Source organism: Solibacillus sp. FSL K6-1781 (assembly GCF_038630735.1).
Lineage (GTDB): Bacteria > Bacillota > Bacilli > Bacillales_A > Planococcaceae > Solibacillus > Solibacillus silvestris.
In genome coordinates this window covers 1,596,590-1,614,891 of record NZ_CP152038.1, presented here as the reverse complement: position 1 = coordinate 1,614,891, position 18,302 = coordinate 1,596,590, and the positions used below count along the sequence as shown (strand labels likewise).

Annotated in this window: 16 protein-coding genes and 1 pseudogene; 4 read left to right on the top strand and 13 right to left on the bottom strand. The window is 36.3% G+C overall.

Annotation, left to right across the window (positions count from 1 at the left end; translation table 11 throughout):
- The first annotated feature begins 68 nt into the window (after positions 1 to 68).
- Positions 69 to 1,883, top strand: a complete 1,815-nt coding sequence (locus tag MHH37_RS07890; protein WP_342575757.1) for a serine hydrolase domain-containing protein — start codon at positions 69 to 71, stop codon at positions 1,881 to 1,883.
- A gap of 131 nt (positions 1,884 to 2,014) precedes the next feature.
- Here MHH37_RS07890 and MHH37_RS07885 read toward each other — a convergent pair.
- The 9 genes and pseudogenes from MHH37_RS07885 to MHH37_RS07845 form a co-directional block, all read right to left on the bottom strand.
- Positions 2,015 to 2,707, bottom strand: a pseudogene (locus MHH37_RS07885) (enoyl-CoA hydratase-related protein); the annotation flags it as partial.
- A gap of 172 nt (positions 2,708 to 2,879) precedes the next feature.
- Positions 2,880 to 4,433 (bottom strand): long-chain fatty acid--CoA ligase, encoded by a 1,554-nt coding sequence (locus tag MHH37_RS07880; protein WP_342575756.1) that lies wholly within the window; start codon positions 4,431 to 4,433, stop codon positions 2,880 to 2,882.
- Between the two features lie 190 nt (positions 4,434 to 4,623).
- Positions 4,624 to 5,868, bottom strand: a complete 1,245-nt coding sequence (locus MHH37_RS07875) for a DUF4153 domain-containing protein (protein WP_342575755.1) — start codon at positions 5,866 to 5,868, stop codon at positions 4,624 to 4,626.
- A 32-nt stretch (positions 5,869 to 5,900) separates the two neighbouring features.
- A complete protein-coding gene (locus MHH37_RS07870; protein ID WP_342575754.1) occupies positions 5,901 to 6,116 on the bottom strand; it encodes a helix-turn-helix transcriptional regulator in 216 nt (71 codons plus the stop codon).
- Positions 6,117 to 6,127: 11 nt separating this feature from the next.
- The gene (locus MHH37_RS07865; protein WP_342575753.1) at positions 6,128 to 6,610 is read right to left on the bottom strand and encodes a DUF2975 domain-containing protein; all 483 of its coding nucleotides are present in this window, start codon (positions 6,608 to 6,610) and stop codon (positions 6,128 to 6,130) included.
- A gap of 221 nt (positions 6,611 to 6,831) precedes the next feature.
- Positions 6,832 to 8,535, bottom strand: a complete 1,704-nt coding sequence (locus tag MHH37_RS07860; RefSeq protein WP_342575752.1) for a hypothetical protein — start codon at positions 8,533 to 8,535, stop codon at positions 6,832 to 6,834.
- Between the two features lie 632 nt (positions 8,536 to 9,167).
- A complete protein-coding gene (locus MHH37_RS07855; protein WP_008408944.1) occupies positions 9,168 to 9,353 on the bottom strand; it encodes a hypothetical protein in 186 nt (61 codons plus the stop codon).
- 14 nt (positions 9,354 to 9,367) lie between these two features.
- Complete coding sequence (locus MHH37_RS07850; protein ID WP_008408942.1) at positions 9,368 to 9,535, bottom strand: YvrJ family protein; 168 nt, start codon at positions 9,533 to 9,535, stop codon at positions 9,368 to 9,370.
- The gene (locus MHH37_RS07845) at positions 9,528 to 10,079 is read right to left on the bottom strand and encodes a sigma factor-like helix-turn-helix DNA-binding protein (protein ID WP_014824182.1); all 552 of its coding nucleotides are present in this window, start codon (positions 10,077 to 10,079) and stop codon (positions 9,528 to 9,530) included. Before MHH37_RS07845 ends, MHH37_RS07850 begins: the two co-directional genes overlap by 8 nt.
- 442 nt (positions 10,080 to 10,521) lie before the next feature.
- Here MHH37_RS07845 and MHH37_RS07840 point away from each other — a divergent pair, with 442 nt between their 5' ends.
- Positions 10,522 to 11,388: an XRE family transcriptional regulator gene (locus tag MHH37_RS07840; RefSeq protein WP_342575751.1), complete on the top strand. Its 867-nt coding sequence runs from the start codon at positions 10,522 to 10,524 to the stop codon at positions 11,386 to 11,388.
- Between the two features lie 135 nt (positions 11,389 to 11,523).
- On the opposite strand, the gene MHH37_RS07835 is transcribed toward MHH37_RS07840, so the two are convergent.
- From MHH37_RS07835 to MHH37_RS07825, 3 genes are all read right to left on the bottom strand, one after another.
- Positions 11,524 to 12,510 carry a GGDEF domain-containing protein gene (locus MHH37_RS07835; RefSeq protein WP_342575750.1) on the bottom strand — a complete coding sequence of 329 codons (987 nt, stop codon included), beginning with the start codon at positions 12,508 to 12,510 and terminating at the stop codon, positions 11,524 to 11,526.
- A 178-nt stretch (positions 12,511 to 12,688) separates the two neighbouring features.
- Complete coding sequence (locus MHH37_RS07830; RefSeq protein WP_342575749.1) at positions 12,689 to 13,354, bottom strand: metal-dependent hydrolase; 666 nt, start codon at positions 13,352 to 13,354, stop codon at positions 12,689 to 12,691.
- 178 nt (positions 13,355 to 13,532) lie between these two features.
- Positions 13,533 to 14,705, bottom strand: a complete 1,173-nt coding sequence (locus tag MHH37_RS07825) for an MFS transporter (RefSeq protein ID WP_339264260.1) — start codon at positions 14,703 to 14,705, stop codon at positions 13,533 to 13,535.
- Positions 14,706 to 14,860: 155 nt separating this feature from the next.
- Between MHH37_RS07825 and MHH37_RS07820 the strand changes: the two genes are divergently transcribed.
- Positions 14,861 to 16,108 (top strand): MFS transporter, encoded by a 1,248-nt coding sequence (locus tag MHH37_RS07820; RefSeq protein ID WP_342575748.1) that lies wholly within the window; start codon positions 14,861 to 14,863, stop codon positions 16,106 to 16,108.
- Positions 16,109 to 16,112: 4 nt separating this feature from the next.
- Positions 16,113 to 17,399: an ectonucleotide pyrophosphatase/phosphodiesterase gene (locus MHH37_RS07815; protein WP_342575747.1), complete on the top strand. Its 1,287-nt coding sequence runs from the start codon at positions 16,113 to 16,115 to the stop codon at positions 17,397 to 17,399.
- A gap of 106 nt (positions 17,400 to 17,505) precedes the next feature.
- Here the strand turns inward: MHH37_RS07815 and MHH37_RS07810 are convergent, their stop codons facing one another.
- Positions 17,506 to 18,138, bottom strand: coding sequence for a hypothetical protein (locus MHH37_RS07810; RefSeq protein WP_342575746.1), 633 nt, complete (start codon positions 18,136 to 18,138; stop codon positions 17,506 to 17,508).
- Positions 18,139 to 18,302: the final 164 nt, after the last annotated feature.

Genomic DNA, 18,302 nt, shown 5'->3' with positions numbered 1-18,302 from the left:
TTAGTATGTATTGATATAAGAGGAGGAGAGAAATAATAAGAAAAATAATTTTATTGGTAGTTGTACTGGTGCTAAGTTTTGTACCAGTTGTTTCTGCAAAAGAACTTATGTCTACACCTTCAGGGATTGCTTATAACGAGCTAAAGGACCGTGTGAATGAATATGCTTCGAAATACATCGGGACTTCTACAGCTGGAGCCAATGTACTGATTATAAAGGACGGAGAAATTTTCTTGAATACGTCGTATGGCTTTGCTGATGTTGAAAATCAGGTGAAAGTCTCAACTGATACTGTATTTGAATGGGGTTCCGTTACGAAGCTTCTTGTGTGGACCAGTGTGATGCAGCTTGTAGAGCAAGGGAAATTGAAATTAGATGAAGATATTCGTACGTATTTACCGGAAGGATTTTTGACAAAAATACGGCATGATGCCCCGATTACAATGTTGAACCTTATGCACCATAATGCTGGCTGGGAAGAAAAATTTACAGATCTATTCTATATGTCAGCAAACGAAATAAAGCCTTTGGAAGAAATGCTTCATATTACTGAGCCTTATCAAGTGCACGAACCAGGAAGTGTAGTTGCCTATTCAAACTATGGTGTAGCACTCGCAGGCTTTATTGTGGAACAGCTTACAGAACAGCCCTTTTATGATTATGTGAACGAACATATATTTTCTGTTTTAGGTATGAAGGACACAACGATTCATCCGACACAGGAAGATAACGAAAATGTAAAAATAAAAAGAGATGACATTTATGGATATATTGTGAGCAGCGACGATGAATTTACTATTTCTAAAAATGAACGAATCTTTATCGGTTTATATCCCGCCGGAAGTGCAATCGGTACAATCGAGGATGCAGCTAAATTCATGTTGGCTCTTATGCCGGCAGACGGCGAGAACAGCCCGTTGTTTCACAATAATCGTACATTAGATGAAATGCTGACGACAAGTGATGTTTATGACGATGGCGTACCACGTAATGCACATGGTTTTTGGAAAGGGCTATATACAGTTGAAGTGTTTGAACATGCGGGAAATACAGATAGTTTTTCGAGCAATTTTACCTTTTCAAAAGATAAAAATTTGGGCGTAATTGTTTTTACTAATCAGGCGGGTGAAGCAGGACTGAGTTACGGTTTGCCAACCCTTGTGTACGGGGAGTATTCTGCTGATGTTGGCAAGCAAACAATGCCAAATGCGCATGAGCTTGATGGAAGTTACTTTATGGCAAGGCAACCTTATAAAGGTTTCACTAAACTGTACAGCGCCCTTAGTATTGGTCATTTTGAAGCGACAGAAACAAACAGAGTGAATGCTTTTGGGATGGAAATTGAACAAATCGCGCCTTATCTTTATAGATCTTTAGATGATTACCGTATATATTTTCATGTTACGCTGAATGGTGGTAGCGTGGAAAAGATTTCAATGCCGACAAGTGATTTTTTGCCTGTCTCTCAAAATATGAAAATCATTAATATTTTTAGTATCATAGCTGCAGCTTTTAGTGGTTTGTATACGCTCATAGTTTTAGTGATTTTGTTTATCAAAAAAATCATCAATCGAAAAAAAGCAGTCAGAGGGACAGTTATAGATAAATGGGAATTGCTTTTACTTTCCACGAATATTATACCTTTTATAAATATCATAATTTTAGCTTATAGAACTTTGAATTATGTTTCTTACTCAGCCTTAAAAATTCATTTTTGGCTGAATTTCGCATATATCGCCTTCGTAGCCATTTGTCTAGTAACGCTATTTTTAAACTGGAGAAAAATAAAGCCTGCAGGTGGTATAAAAATTCGCTATGTATGTTCATATATGTCAGCACTATTGCTCGTCGTACTCATTCTTTGCTGGGAGCTCTATTATTAATTAATCCTTTTGCATTTGCACTTGCGTTTCAAGCTTTCATAATTATTCTATTTCATTATGTACCTGGTGCAGAAAAAAATTAGGATTGTCAATGCACCCGGTACATTCTTCATGAAATCAATTTTTTCGATCTATGATTTATTAAAAACAGGTTTTCGTTTTTCAAAGAAGGCTTCGACACCCTCTTTAAAATTTGCCGACTCAAAACACATTGCTTGTGCAAATCCTTCTAGCTCCATAGATTGGGACAGATCATCAAGAACACTTCTATTTACTAATTTCTTCATTAATCCTAGAGCCATTTGTGGACCTTCTGTAAGCTGTTCCGCTAATTTGTAAACTTCATTTGTCAACGACTCGTTTCCAACTACTCGATTAACAATCCCAAGTTTTAAAGCCTGCTCGCTTGATACTTTGTCTCCCAAAAACATCATTTCAAGTGCCCGATGTCTTCCAATGAGTCTAGGTAAAAAGTAGATTGCACCTAAATCAGGAATTAACCCAACTTTTGAAAAGCTTTGAATGAATACAGCAGATTGATTTGCAATGATCATATCGCAAGCTAATGCCAGACTTACCCCTGCTCCAGCTGCCGCTCCGTTTACTGCAGCGATAACAGGTTTCTCAAGATTTACAATGGAAGAAATCATCTCATGTCCCGATTGCAGTCTCTTCCGTCCGGTTGTCCCATCAACATCTTTTGACGCACTTAAATCCCCGCCCGCAGAAAACGTATTTCCTTCACCTGTTAAAACAATCACTTTCACATCATCATTGTTTTTAACTTCAGTAAAGAAATCTCTTAATTCTTCCCGCATTGGAAGGTCTAGCGCATTTCACACTTGAGGGCGATTTAATTTAACGGTACAAACACCATTTTCTGCAATTGTCACTTGTATCCTTTTGTTATACAAGCCGCTTCTGCCTCCTTCATTATTTCCCGGAAAATTATGACTATTCCGAAAATTAAAACCTAGATTCTGTACATTCTTGTATTTATAATTGGTAAGCTCCCTTACGTAAAACCGTTTTAAGTACCTTTCCTGTTGCATTTCTAGGCAAAGATTCCATAAATTCAATTGCCCGGCGTTTTTTATACGAGGCAATGCTATTTTGACAATATTGAATTACCTGTTCCTCAGTCATCTGTTTACCAGGCTTTAAGACAATAAATGCTTTGACAGCCTCACCCCATTGAGGATCGGGAATACCCACTACGGCAGCTTCCAAAATATCCGGATGAGCATATAAAACATCTTCCAATTCTTTCGGATAAATGTTTTCACCGCCACTAATAATCATATCCTTTTTCCGGTCTACTACATAAATGAATCCTTCTTCATCCATTCGAACTAAATCGCCGCTATGAAACCATCCCCCTTTAAATGCTTCTTTTGTGGCCTCCTTATTTTTATAATATTCCTTCATTGTAGTGGGTCCCTGATACACAATTTCTCCCACTTCTCCAACAGGCACATCATTCATTTCTTCGTCCACGATTCTTACTCTTACATTTATAGAAGGTTTTCCAACTGATTCAGTCTTCCTTAGTGCATCTTCACCCGCTAAATATGATGTGGAGGGACTCATTTCTGTCTGCCCAAATGCTTCTAAAATACTTGCATTTTTAAATACTTGCAAAATCTTCTTCTTTATTTCAATTGGACAGATTGCTCCTCCTAAAGCGCAGTTTGTCATCGAACTTAAATCATATTCTAATAAGTTTGGCACTTGAAACAGAAAATTCCACATCGCAGGAACCATAAACATTGTTTCAATTTTTTCATCCTGAATCGTTTTTAGAACAATATCCGGCTGGAACTCACGATGCAAAATAATTGTGCCTTCTATTAGACAATTTTGTAAAAGAGAGGATAGAGCTGCAACATGGAAAAGAGGAGGAATAATCAGTTGCTTTGCTCCCTTTCTAGGTGGAGAATGATAGAGTTTATTCATCGCATTCATATAATAATTTTTATGGGTTAACACTGCGCCCTTTGGTTTACCTGTTGTTCCTGATGTATAAATAATTGCATGTGCATGTTCGTCAGTGAAATTTACTTCCTCGTAGTCAGCAGGTGTACTATATATTGCTTCATATGAAATCATATTTGTTTGAAGTTCGGAATCCCCGCATTTAATTGGGACAATGAGTTTAACTTGAGGCAAGTTAATAGAGCGAATGCTTTCGATAAATTCTTCTTCAATAAATAAGATAGTTACATCGGATTGGTTAACGATATATTCAATCTCCTTAGAAACTAAACGGAAATTGAGCGGGACAAAAACGCCACCACATAAAGAGACACCAAAATATAGCTCGACAAAGGGCAGTCCATTTTTCAGCAAACATCCAACTTTATCATTTACACCAATCCCTTGCGCTTGAAGCCATCCCGCTAAATGAATCGAACGCGTCAAAAGTTCCCGATAGGTTATTCGACGATCTCCATAAATAAACGCATCCCTTTCAGGAATATTATGTGCAGCATATTTAAGCGCTTCCCCTATCAACAGTTGTTGGGACATCGATAATACTTTTTGTTCCATCTCCATCACCTTTCTTTCTAAAATTTATTATTAAGTTGTTATTATTAATAAATATTCAATCGCTGATATTTTTAGAATGACTATTCTCTTTATAGAATGTCCACTCTATTTGTAAATTCCATAGAAAAATAAAACGACCCTTGCTCAAAAAAGCAGAGGTCGTTTATATTTTGCTTGTAATTCTATATGACTAATTAAAAATCACCGGAAAAGTAAATATAACGAGAACTGCCCATATTCCGTATACCGGCAAATATTTCGTCACGGCATTTTGGATAGCAATCGGTCCGGATTTGTTTTGTAGAAAACGCATATAGGAAATCATAATCCATAGCAGATTTGCACAGATCAGTATATTTACACCTAAAACGGCGAGCCTATTAGGGGTAATACCATAAGAAGTAAGCCTGAACATGATCGCTGATAATGCAACACTGTCAATGATGAGCGCAACAACGATTAATGCCATATTGACATAGTCAAAGATGCTCTTTTTACCGTCCGGTTCTTTCTCGGTAATGGAGAATATTGTAACAGCAAGGACGCCAAGTAGTATTCCGTTGAAGGCAATCAGAAAGTCGCGATCCAAAAACGGATTTTTTCCGACTGATATGACTGTTACGAGATATACGAGCAAAGTGATTAAAACTAAAGGGCTAAAAATTTTCGCTATAAATGGTGTAACATTTTTAGCAAGCTTTAGATTCATTGAAACGAGGTGCACACCTACTATTGCAAGTGCCGCTGCACCAAATAACACGACATTACTAAAATAGAAGTCCCCGATATCCAAGCCAATAAAGCTAAACAAGCGCATCGTTAATAATGCAAGAACCATCCCACTTACTGCCATGCTGGCATAGAGAATACCATATTCTATATTAAATTTAATATATGCTAATCTTGTACTGCTTTGTAAATAATCATTTCCTGTATATGCAAGCCCTAACAATACCCATAAGAATATGGGGAAATGTAAATAAGCTAAAATAATGCTATCATTGTTGAGATCTAAGGGCAGCAAATTCAAATATACTCCCGAAACTAGAAATAAGGCTATTAAAGAATAAATAATACTTCTTTTAGGAGTATGCTTGTAAACAAAATAGGCGGCAATAAAGGGAATAATACCAAATGCCAAATTAATGGGAGCAATTGTTTCCTGTTCGATAAAATGGAATATGATTCTCGTACTTACCCCTGCCATAATCGCTAGTATGCCCATGAAAATAAATCCATTTTCAAGCATCGACGACTTCTTTTCCATTTCGCTGAAATTCAGTCTTTCATACCAAACACTCAGAATTGGAGAATCAGGATTTTGTTCCCATGCTTGTTTGAATGACTTGGTAAAAGCGTTCGGGTCTTTTCTATACATTCTCTCGAGTACATCGGGTTTAGTACTATTTTCAATAACCAAATTACTACTCTCCATTGAATTCCCTCCCTTTATTTTCGCTGTAATAGTTAACTGTTTTCATCACTTTTGTACTCTAAAATATCACCAGGCTGGCATTCTAACGCCTTACAAATGGCTTCTAAAGTTGTTAACCGGATTGCTTTTGCCTTCCCATTTTTTAATATAGAAAGGTTCGCCATCGTGATCCCCACCTTTTCCGAAAGTTCTGTTACGCTCATTTTCCTTTTTGCTAACATCACATCAATATTGATTATAATTGCCATTGCTATTCACCTCAGACCGTTAAATCGTTTTCAGATTTAAAATTAATTGCTTCTTGTAAAAGTTTTTGAAGAACAGCTGCAAAGACTGCAATTACCAATGAAGCAAAAGGAACAATCAATCCTACAAAGATAACTCCCGGTGCGTCGTCCAATTCCGCAAAGACATAAAAAAGCGGTAAAACTAGCACATGCAAAACACTGATTGTTATCGCACAGTATTTTATTTTCATTAGAGGTTTCACAGCTAAATCGGAGAACGCTTTATTATTATCGATATAGCGTAAAAGTTGGAAAGCCTGATACAAAGCAAAGAAAAAAGGAATCGCCGAAGCATCGAAAGTAATGTAAACAAAATACTTTACGAAAGCAAAATCCGGAAGCAATTCAGCTGCAATATTTGCCAGCTCAGGAACTAAAAAGATACACAGCGCCAAAACTGGAATTCCTAAAAAAATAACAGCAACTTTTAAAAACAACGTAGTTACTTTTTCCATAAAAACGCACCTCACTTATATATTTTCACTTTTGATCTTAATACATTATTTATCGATAATCAATAAATTTATATCAAATTTCGTTATTTATTTATTGCACATTAGTGTTCCACTTTAAATAAATTGCTTTCCTAACAAATAAAAAGCTTGGAAAAACCTTATTAATTAAGGCTTTCCAAGCTTTTACTAGCTGTTATTTAATTATTTTCACTTTGTCTCTCTTATTTTAGGAAGCTTAAAAAGTTAGAGAATGATGCTACAAGATCTTGATAATAACCAACCACTTTATCTTTTAATGCGATTTTATCAGCTTGATTTTGTTCCTTTTCAGGATCTACACTAATTTCTTCCGTTTCTGTTGGTACGGGTTCTTGTACTGGTTCTGAAACAGTGTTATCCCCTTCTTCAGTTACCTGCTCTGGAGTTTCTACAGTAGAAGGTAGCTCTTCATTTTCTACAACTACTGGAGTTTCCAGGTTTTCTTCAGTTTCAGTTGGTAGAGCTGTATCATTAACCGGAAGATTTTGTGCAGTATCTTCCTCTACATCTGTTGGAACCGTTTCAACAACATCAGTATCAGCCTCAGTTGTTTCATCAATTACTGGAACATTTTCAGGTTCTTCATTAGATTGTTCAGAATCAATATTACTTAAATATTGTTCAATATGAGTTTGATAGTAGTTAATTAGGCTTTGATAGCTATTATCGATAAACTGATAAGATCCTTCTATCCATGAAGTAAAGTCACCTTCTAATGTTCCATCTTCTTCCTGGTTCTCTTCAGTTACCGGTGTTTCCGGCTCTTCCGTTTCACCTTCTTCTGCTTGGTCCTCTTCAGTTACCGGTGCTGCCGGTTCCTCAGTTACCTCTTCTTCTGCTTGATCTTCTTCAGTTACCGGTGTTGCCGGTTCTTCAGTTTCACCTTCTTCTGCTTGATCTTCTTCAGTTACAGGTGCTGTCGGTTCTTCAGTTTCACCTTCTTCTGCTTGATCTTCTTCAGTTACAGGTGCTGTCGGTTCTTCAGTTTCACCTTCTTCTGCTTGGTCTTCTTCAGTTACAGGTGCTGCCGGTTCTTCAGTTGCACCTTCTTCTGCTTGATCTTCTTCAGTTACAGGTGCTGCCGGTTCTTCAGTTGCATCTTCTTCTGCTTGATCTTCTTCAGTTACAGGTGCTGCCGGTTCCTCAGTTACCTCTTCTTCTGCTTGATCTTCTTCAGTTACAGGTGCTGCCGGTTCTTCAGTTGCACCTTCTTCTGCTTGATCTTCTTCAGTTACAGGTGCTGCCGGTTCCTCAGTTACCTCTTCTTCTGCTTGATCCTCTTCAGTTACAGGTGCTGTCGGTTCTTCAGTTGCACCTTCTTCTGCTTGGTCCTCTTCAGTTACTGGTGCTGTCGGTTCTTCAGTTACACCTTCTTCTGCTTGATCTTCTTCAGTTACTGGTGCTGCCGGTTCCTCAGCTGCACCTTCTTCTGCTTGGGCCACTTCAGTTTCACCCTCTTCTACTGGGTCATCATCAGACTCTGGTGCTGGTTCCTCATTTACACCTTCTTCTACTTGATCCTCTTCAGTCGCCGGTGTTTCTGGCACTTCTGCTACACCATCTTCAACAACCTCATCTGTTGTTTCATCTATATTATCTAATTCATCCGTAGTTTCGGTTTTTTGTTGGGCTACTTGGCTAACAAGCTTCCCTTTTTCAGGAGAACCTGGCAGGCTCTTTGCAAATTCAGACACTTTCTGTCCATGATTTTTTGCGTGTTCAATAATTTCCGGATTAACATCCTTTGCATCTAGCTCTGCTGCAGAAATAGGTGCACCAGCCGCTAAAAATGATGCAGCTATAAATGATGTTGACATCACTAGTGGCGCTACTTTCTTAGAAAAATTTTTATTCGCTGTTTTAGAGTCCATTTGTTTTTTATTCATTACTTGATCGCTCCTAATTCGTATTTTGTACTGATAGGATGGATTTTTCATTACTCCCGGTATTGATCGTTTCACCTCTGATTGAACCGAGTAAAATGATTCCTCAATTTTTTTGGCAGCACCATCTACTGCCTGTTAAGAATATACCAAAATTATATTACAATATTGTTTAACTCAGATTAAAAGAGCTGATGCCTCCATTACGAATTTTTCGAATTTTGCAACATACGAAATAAAAAATACAGCCAAAATCGTTCTCTTAAAATAGATTGATTACGCTTTCATACTTGCTCTGTATGTTATTTCATGTAATTTCCTTTACTGTATAACTAGGTTAAATTATTTTACTTATATCTCATGTCAGTAAAAATTGTCTAAATAAAAAAGACATTTTTCTCCCTATTATTACTGTTTCTAAAACTTATTAATATGGAAAACCCCCAAATAATGCAGTTTATACAGTAAAACACCTATGTATCACTTTTAACACCCTTGAAATATCAGGCGAGTTTCTTGGATTATTTTTTATATAACTTCCATGCGAAAGGCAAATATCAATTAAAAAGGCATTTTAATAATCCAAAGATGCAACGAACTCCTTAGATATCAAAATGCCTCACCAACTATTCTATTCATTTAAACAATCCTTTTGGTTGTACAAAAACCGTATTTTTTAAAGTTTTAATGGTAACTTCATAAAGGTGCTGCTTAAGGTCATCCCGATTTTCCATTCTAGTTTGCAGTGAAGAATATGAAATGACAGGTTCCATTCTTTTTATTACTTGAATAATTTCATTTGGATCTAACTGCTCGACCATAGTTAACCTCCCCTCTATTTTTTACTCCTATCATGGGTTGACTTCGTGAGGTCGTTCGATAATAAGTCAATCGAATTTCGCAATGAATCAATTTTGCCTTCGAATCTCATTAATAAATAAATCGCAATGGTAATAGGAAACCCGAAATTCCCTAATATTTGAAACAGCTGTCCTTCAATCATCCCCCTCCCTCCCTTCTCTTAAAATATTAATTGATTTATGAATCATCTTAGAAATAGCTTGTTGTGATACATTGTAAATCTTCGCAATTTCCTTCTCAGTTAACTCGTTTACATACCGATAATACAAAACCTGTTTTTGCTTAGCATTTAAACGTTTTAATAAGGTTATTAACAGTTCATCACTCAACAAGCTCTCTAAGTCATTCTCAAAAATGTTTTCGAATTGTATAAAAGATTTTTCATCTTGAACTGTGTCTACCATTGCTAGGCCTTCATTTATTGGAGCATCCAAATTCAATTCATACTTCCTATTGTGCTCTCTTAACTTTGAATCAAATTTTCTGGATTCATAAATAATTGCTTTTTTGATATAAGCGATACGTATAATCTGTCTTTCAAAATATTTAAATTGTTCATTTAAAGAATCCGCATTAGTATTTGTCGGTTCCTGTAAGTATGCATTATACAGTTTGTTATATTTTTCAATCTCTAAAAACCGTTTAAACACATTACTATTCACGACATCAGGATTTAAAATTTTCATTCCTCAAACCCCTTATCTTTTTATTCTTAAAACATGAACTTCCGTTCGTTTTTAATTAAAAAAGACCGAATAGAACGTTTACCTTCTTATTATATATAGGGGAAATTCCAAAGAATAATACAACCAAAAATTTAGTTATAGGGATATTAAAAATATCCCTATTGATGTAATTTTTTAACCTTGATGGTACACTAGATAATACAAGATGAGCACCAGCAGTAATAGTTGTGAATCTTATTACTTGATACTGGTGCCATCCCGTTATCACACACCAAATGCTACTGTAAAAAAGTCTAATTAACCTCCCCCAATTCCTACTAACCACAAATCTAGAGCGATAATAATTATATCAATCATGTTCTCACCCCCCTTTTTACTTATTTTACATAATTTACACTTTCCCGGCTTATAATATTAGTAAAAGAATATTTGGGAGGATATTATGAATAATTATGGAGAAACTATAAAAAAAATCAGAGTTGGCAAAGGATTTTCACAAAAATATGTATCAAACAATATCTGTACTCAAGGTAATTTCTCCAAATTTGAACTAGGAGAAAATAAAGATATAAAACACTCTACCTTAAGTGAATTTCTAGTACGTATAGAAACTTCCTATGAAGAATTTAGATATATCGATAATGGATATACCATGCCTTTAAGAGATGAAATTATTAATAATTTTTATAATCAAACCTATAATAATTCGGAAAAATTATTGCAATTACAGCAAAGTTGTATTTCATTCTTAAAAGAATTTCCAGAGGATAAACTAATTAATAAAATAAATATTATTATAAAAAGTCTAGCTATATTAGCCAATACTAACGATATTTATTATGCAAAATTACTTGCTGAACCCATTTGGGAAGAACTATCTCGTAGAGACAATTTGTATTTATCTGATATCTTTTTACTAAATTCTATACTATATATTTTTCCAATTGAAACTGCTGTGGAAATGAAAACATTTGCTTTTCGGCACATTGAAAAGTACAAAAATTTCCAGAATATAAATCGGATAAAAATAAATTTCTTAATTAATCTATCGCTGCTATATTTAAAAAATAGCGATTATAATATGGCTTTAAAGCAATTAGAAAACTCAATCGAACTGTGTAAAATAGAAAAACATTTTATTAATTTATCAATCTGTTATATACGTAAGGGTATTTGTTTGAACAATATGGGCAAATGCGGATTATATTGGAGTCATAAAGGGATGAACATGTTGGAAGTTTTAGATCAGTTCGATTTACTATCTATATTAAAAACAGAAATCGAGAAATACTCAAATTATATTGTTTAAAACGAGGAATTAAACATCTACCTTGCCCCTGGAAAGCTTCCTCCTGCTACGAACTAGTCACAAATAAAGCCGTTCAAATTTGAACGGCTTTTGATTTTGAGGCGGTTTTTATCCTAGCCTCTAATATATTTTTTATTAGTTGATCGTACCGCCTGGTAAATCTTTCAATTCTTTCTCTTTATACATTGCTCGATCCGCCTCTTTAATCATCTCATCTAAATTTGCATTTAAAACTTCCGTTGTGTAGTGCCATCCAATACTTGCCGAAACATTAATTATATGTTGATCTAAAATCATTGGTTTCTCTAGTGCAGATTGGATTCTATCTGCAATCTTTTCTACTATAGACTGATCGATATTAGACGTTAGAACGATAAATTCATCTCCACCTAATCGGCAAAGTAAATCCGTATCTCTCAATACACCATCTATCCTTAAAACAATAATTTGCAATAACTGATCCCCAACTTCATGGCCATATGTATCATTTACGTTTTTAAAGCCATTCATATCAAGGAACAATAATGCAATTGAGTCGACATTCTCATACTTCATCACATCAAACTTTTCCTTAAGCAATAAACGGTTTGCTGCTCCGGTTAATGGATCATGATAGGCTAAGTCCTGTAATTTGTCATTGGCCGCTCTTACTTTAAGAATGGATGTAATATGAAAAATCGTAATAAAAATTCCAAACAGTACTAAATAAATAAAGTCTTCTTTGATGACGTTCGGAAAAATTTCATCGTGAAGGTAAAAGAACGAATAGAATGTAAGAATAATCGAAGCGATCCCTGACATTAAAACGGCTTTTATCTGTTGATAAATGGCACTTAGCGGCAGAGCGAGCCACATGAAGAGATAATTTACTAAATACGGAGAATCGTTAAGCAGATAATAAAAATAAATATACATGCTACCGACCATTACATACATTGTAAATTTGGCATTTACTTTCTTTAGAATCAACAATATCATGATGAGCCCAAATACCCCAAAAAAGATTGCAGGAGGAAATATGCTCTCTATTCCTTCAATGACAATATTAAATATTATTTGTGTAAAGTAAAAAATACTTATTAAAAGAAGTAATAAAGAATTTCTACGATGCATTTCAATCATAATTCACCTTCCTCTAACATCCATATTGGGCTAAAATTATTGATATATTTCTAAATTATAATCCCTTAATTTATTATAGCTTATGCATAATACGATGTTATTTCAATAATAATTAACTAAAAATAAAAGATCTCCCGACAGTTCATTAAAACAACTGATGAAAGACCTTTCCTAAAATCTATATTCGTATTTTAAATACTTTATTCGTAATAGGAGCGATGAATTTAACCCCTTTTTTCGTCATCATATCACCTAAAATATGAGATAAATAAGCCATCGTTGAGATAATCGCTAAATTTTCCGCGCCTGTACTCACTTCCAGCAGATGGGACATATATGCCCAAAAGACCACGGCCCAAATCGTATGGGTAAATCCTCGATGCGGAAACCATCCAGCTGCCCCAATGTATACAGCAAACAGTACGAGCCACCACATCTCATCGGTAATCGCATAATACAGAAGGAATAAACTCAAAATAGTCATTAAAATATTTTTAAGCGTTTCCTGACTTCTCATGGATAAGGCAATGATGATGGAGCCCAATGCTAAAAACAGCAGTTTATTTTGTTGTGTAAACCATTCACCATCCAAAAAAGGCAGAAAGTTTAAATAAGCTGCCAAGGACAGAACCATTATCACACCGCCGACCAATTGTCCGCCTTTTTTTATTTGTTTCGCCGTTTTCGTTACATGTTTATTCAACAGATTGTTTCCGTCTAAATCCGGAGCCAGTGAAGCTACAGCAGATACAGCTAAGACGACCGGAATCATTTCAGATGCTTGGCTGACAGATGCTACTGCCCCGATTCCTAACCCAATCGTTAAATGTGTTCGACCTTTCATGTTGCCACCTCTTTGTTGTAAAGTCTTATAGCGGATGTTACCGCGAACTCGTTATGTATTCAAAGAGTTCATTGTACTTAACAGATTTCTATTAATCAAGTTTTTTCATTAGAGGAACCTGCTTCACTTTATGAGCTGCTGTTTTGTTTTATTACATAGCGCGCCAGTTTTACAGATTTTAAGCCAGCCTTTGCGCGCGGTTATATATATAAATACTGCAAAGCATGATTAATGAAATAATTGCAAACATATAATCTATATAAGCTGTTAATAGCCAGCCACCAATAATCGGCCCGATAAATCCGCCTATATTTTTAAACTGAGACGCACCAAGATATGTCCCCTTTTGATCCTCAGGTGCAATTTCCTCAATAACGGCATTCATCATCGGGAAACAGAAAATCTCACCGACCGAAAATACTATCATACTCGCAATGAACATCCAAGAACTGCCGGAAACGCCAAACAGAAATAATCCGACCGCAAAAATGACGACGCCAATTTTCAGTGAACTATAAATTGAAATTTTTTCGCTTAATACTGTTAATGGCAGCTGAAATGCCAGCACTGTAATGGAGTTTGCGACAATCACATAGGAAAAGAGCTTCACCCCATCTTCCACATTCATATTAATGAATTGCGGCAGGGTCGAGTCGAACTGGGAATAACCAACTGTAATCAAAATACCTCCTGCGATAAACAGCAACAGCTTTTGATCTTGGATAACTGCACGTAATATCGTTCGGATTTGTTGGTTTGAACCAAGTCTTTTTTGTTTCATTTCATAGCGGTTTAATATTACGAGTAAAAATATGCCATACAATGCATACATAATGCCGGTAATCAGAAACGGTGTCGCTGGACTTGATAAGCCTGCGACCCATACACCAAGTAGTGGTCCCATTACAGCCGCAATATTAATGGCCGTGTAGCGTACAGAAAATAACCGTCTTTTTTTCGCATCCTCTGTAAAATCAATCATCAGTGCTTGGGTACCCGGTTCAAAAAATGAACGGCATAGCCCATTCATTGCATTCAACACGACAAAATACACAGCTGAAGGAGCCAGTGCAAAACCAATAAAGGTAAGACTCCATATAAAGACTGTAATAATAATAACCGCTTTTCGTCCAAATCTGTCGGTCAAGTAGCCGCCGATCAGTCCGCCAAAGGTTGAGAACAGCGGCGCAATTCCAATCGTAACCCCGATTAATAACGGCGAGGCTTGAAGTTCATTATGTAAATATAAAGCTAAAAACGGGATTGCCATGAAGCTCGCAGTCCGTACAAAAATCGTCCCACTTAATATAATCCATACAAGTGGATGAAAATAGTTAAAAATCCTTGTCATAGCCGGCCTCCTGTAAATTTTTAGAGATAACTTCCATTATACAGAGTTTACGTAAACAATATTTCACTAATATGAAATTTCTGTATGTCTTCAATATTTAATTTCAAGATAATGGTATAATGACTGAAAATAGTAGGTTAGGAGGTTTTAATTAATTGAAGCTGACAATAGAAGAAAAGTCCTGGATTTTGTATGACTGCGGGAATTCTGCTTACTCCATTGCGATCACAACCGCCCTTTTCCCAATTGTCTTTGGGATGTTTCAAGGTGTTGACAACATGGATTTAGGCTATTTCAATTCACTTGCAAGCATATTAGTCGCCGTTCTTAGTCCCATTTTAGGAGCCTTTGCGGACTATAAGGATAAGAAAAAGCGTTTCTTCACATTTTTTGCGTTAGTCGGCATTATTTCTACTCTTTCCTTTACATTTATTTCACCCGATAGCGGGCAATGGCAGCTATTAATCGTCATGTACATTCTTTCTTGTATCGGCTTTGCCGGCGCTAATATTTTCTATGATTCTTTTTTAGTCGATGTGACGACAGATGAGAAAATGGATAAAGTATCATCGTCCGGCTTTGCTTTCGGCTATATTTCAAGTGTCATTCCATTTGGGATTAGTTTAGCCATCATCTTAATTATGGGAATGGATGCCGCAATCGGATATCAAATCGGGTTTTGCATTACCGCGCTATGGTGGGGGTTACTGACAATCCCGATGATTAAAGACGTTAAACAGCGCCATTATATTGAACCCGAACCAAATCCGATCGGCAATAGTTTCAAACGATTAGGGCAAACCTTTTTAAATATAAAAGACTATAAAATAGTATTCATGTTTTTAATCGCCTATTTCTGCTATATCGATGGTGTCGATACAATTATTAAAATGGTTGTTCCATACGCGACAAGCGTTTTAGGTTCCGACGGGTTGAATACCTTTATGCTGTTGGCCATTTTACTCGTTATTCAAATTGTAGCATTCCCATTTGCCCTTCTTTATGGGTCACTCGCAAAAAAATATTCGACTCGGGCGTTAATAATCGTCGGGATTACGACTTATGTCATTGCCTGTATCGCAGCTTTTTTCATTTCGGAAATGTGGCATATCTTTATTCTAGGGATTATGATTGGTTCTGCTCAAGGCGGGATTCAGGCATTAAGCCGTTCCTATTATGGTAAAATTATTCCGAAAGAGCGTTCCAACGAATTTTTCGGTTTCTATAATATTTTCGGTAAATTTGCTGCAATTATCGGACCGTTTCTAATGGCACTGACAACAACGATGACCGGTGATGCCCGATATAGCATTTTATCGATTATTCCTCTATTCATAATTGGGCTCATAGTCTTTTTAATGCTGCCAAAAGATGCGCATGAACAAACTAAATTAGTAAGGTGATCAGATGAAGAAAAAAAGTAATTATGTGATTGTTGTTTCGTATGACGCCTTTTCTAAGGATAATTGGGAAAGTGCAGCGTCTAAACCGAATTTAGCCAAACTGATTGAACGAGTGGCCTCTACAAATTTACTGAAAAGTGTGTACCCAACCCTCACGTATGTCATACACAGTTCCTATGTGACTGGTGTCTATCCAGATCGGCACGGGGTTTTCCATAATAATCCGTTCCAGCCTTTCTTCCCTGAAAACGAGCAAAACTGGAACTGGTTCCGCAGTGATATCCAAGCTCCAACTGTATATGAAGCAGCTCGAGAAAAAGGACTCACGACAGCCGGGCTTTTGTGGCCAGTATCAGGAAAAGCGAATATTAATTTTAATATCCCGGAAATAAAAGCGATCAAAAACGAGAATCAGGCATTAAAAATACTAAAAAGCGGCAGTAAATTGTTTACATTGCAAATGGAAATGAAGTACGGAAAAGTTCGGCAAGGGATTCAGCAGCCTTATTTAGATGACTTCACAACAGTATGCGCAGTAGATACGATTAAGAAGAGAAAGCCGAATTTACTTTTAATGCACTTAATTGACCTCGATGATACGAAGCATTTACTTGGAACAAAAGGACCACATATCGAAGAAGTAATCGAACGGATGGACCGTCGGATTGGAGATCTAGTCCAGGCGACAAAAGATGCAGGTATTTATGAAGAAACGACTTTTATAATTGTCGGTGACCATAGTCAGCTCGATGTTCAGTACAAAGTGTATTTGAACCGAATTTTATACGAGGAAGGTCTTATTTATGAGGAAAATGGAAAATGGCATTGGCGCGCATATGTCCAAAGTGCCGGTGGAGCTGCTTATTTGCATGTACAGCCAGGCGATACGGAAGCAGAACAATTAGCTCTTTCTATTTTACAGGAAGCTGCACGCAAAGAAACTTACGGCATCGAAGCCATTTTGAGTACGCAGCAGTTACAAGAGTTTCATGTAGACAGTCAGTTCTGCTATATGATTGAGGCAAAAGAAGGCTATGCTTTTGAAGATGACCATTTACAGGAAGCTGTCATCGACTTACATGCACTCGGTAAAAAGTACGCGACTCACGGCTACTCACCAACTAAACCTGACTATACGAGCAATCTGATTATTTCCGGCAACAATGTAATTGCCGGCTCAGACATTGGCGAAGCTTGTGTTGTCGATCTCGGTCCGACAATTGCTCACATTTTGGATTTGGATTTTGGAAATACAGACGGCCGAGCATTGACTGAAATATTTAAGCGATAATAATATGATCCAAACCCCTTTTGAATGAATAATCAAAAGGGGTATAATATTTCTTCAAAAACTCACTCCATTTAATCTATTTTAGTTAGTTAACCGGATTTGCCCTTTATGATTTCTTTTTCGGGAATAATGTATATGATAATGTAATCACAAAATCAATGGCCAGAATTAGCAGCCACACCTGACTGAATTTATTAACCCCTTCATTTTTAAAAGGGAAATTACTGTTTTCATCATCGAACCACATGCCAAATAATTCATTAAAAGGCGTTTCCTGCATGCTATCTGAAAAACCGACTGCAATAGCAAACCCTATATGAACAATGATAAAAACAACGAAATGCCCCACGAATTGCTTCCATTCATGTAACGCATATGCCTTACCATACAGTTTGACAGGTTGAAGTGACTCATCGATCGGCTCTCCCCGTTTTTTAGCAACCCACCTTTTAATAAATGCATCCAACTTTTTAAAGTCAGATTTTCCGAATGTCATTGCGTACATAATGATTATGACGATGATGATTTGATAAATCGAAAATTCACCAGTTCGCTGATAATCCAAATAAGCCAATAGTGCAATCCATAAATCATTCAAGATAAAAATGACAAAAACAAATAAACTCAGCTTTTTCAACTTAAACCAGTAGCGTAATAATAAAAAAGCAATCGCACACACCCAGAAAACAACTTCTGCAGTAATGAGGAAAAACCACTTATAATCTAAAATAAAGTCCATTGCTTCACCCCTTAAAATCGGTTACTCGGTCTACCCATCATTTATATTACTTCATAATGTAAAAGATTCATATTCATTCTGCAAAATCAATATATTGTAAATTCCGACTAATCACAGGAGGAATATTAAGGTATGATGAATGGGGAGAATACATTATTTCATTT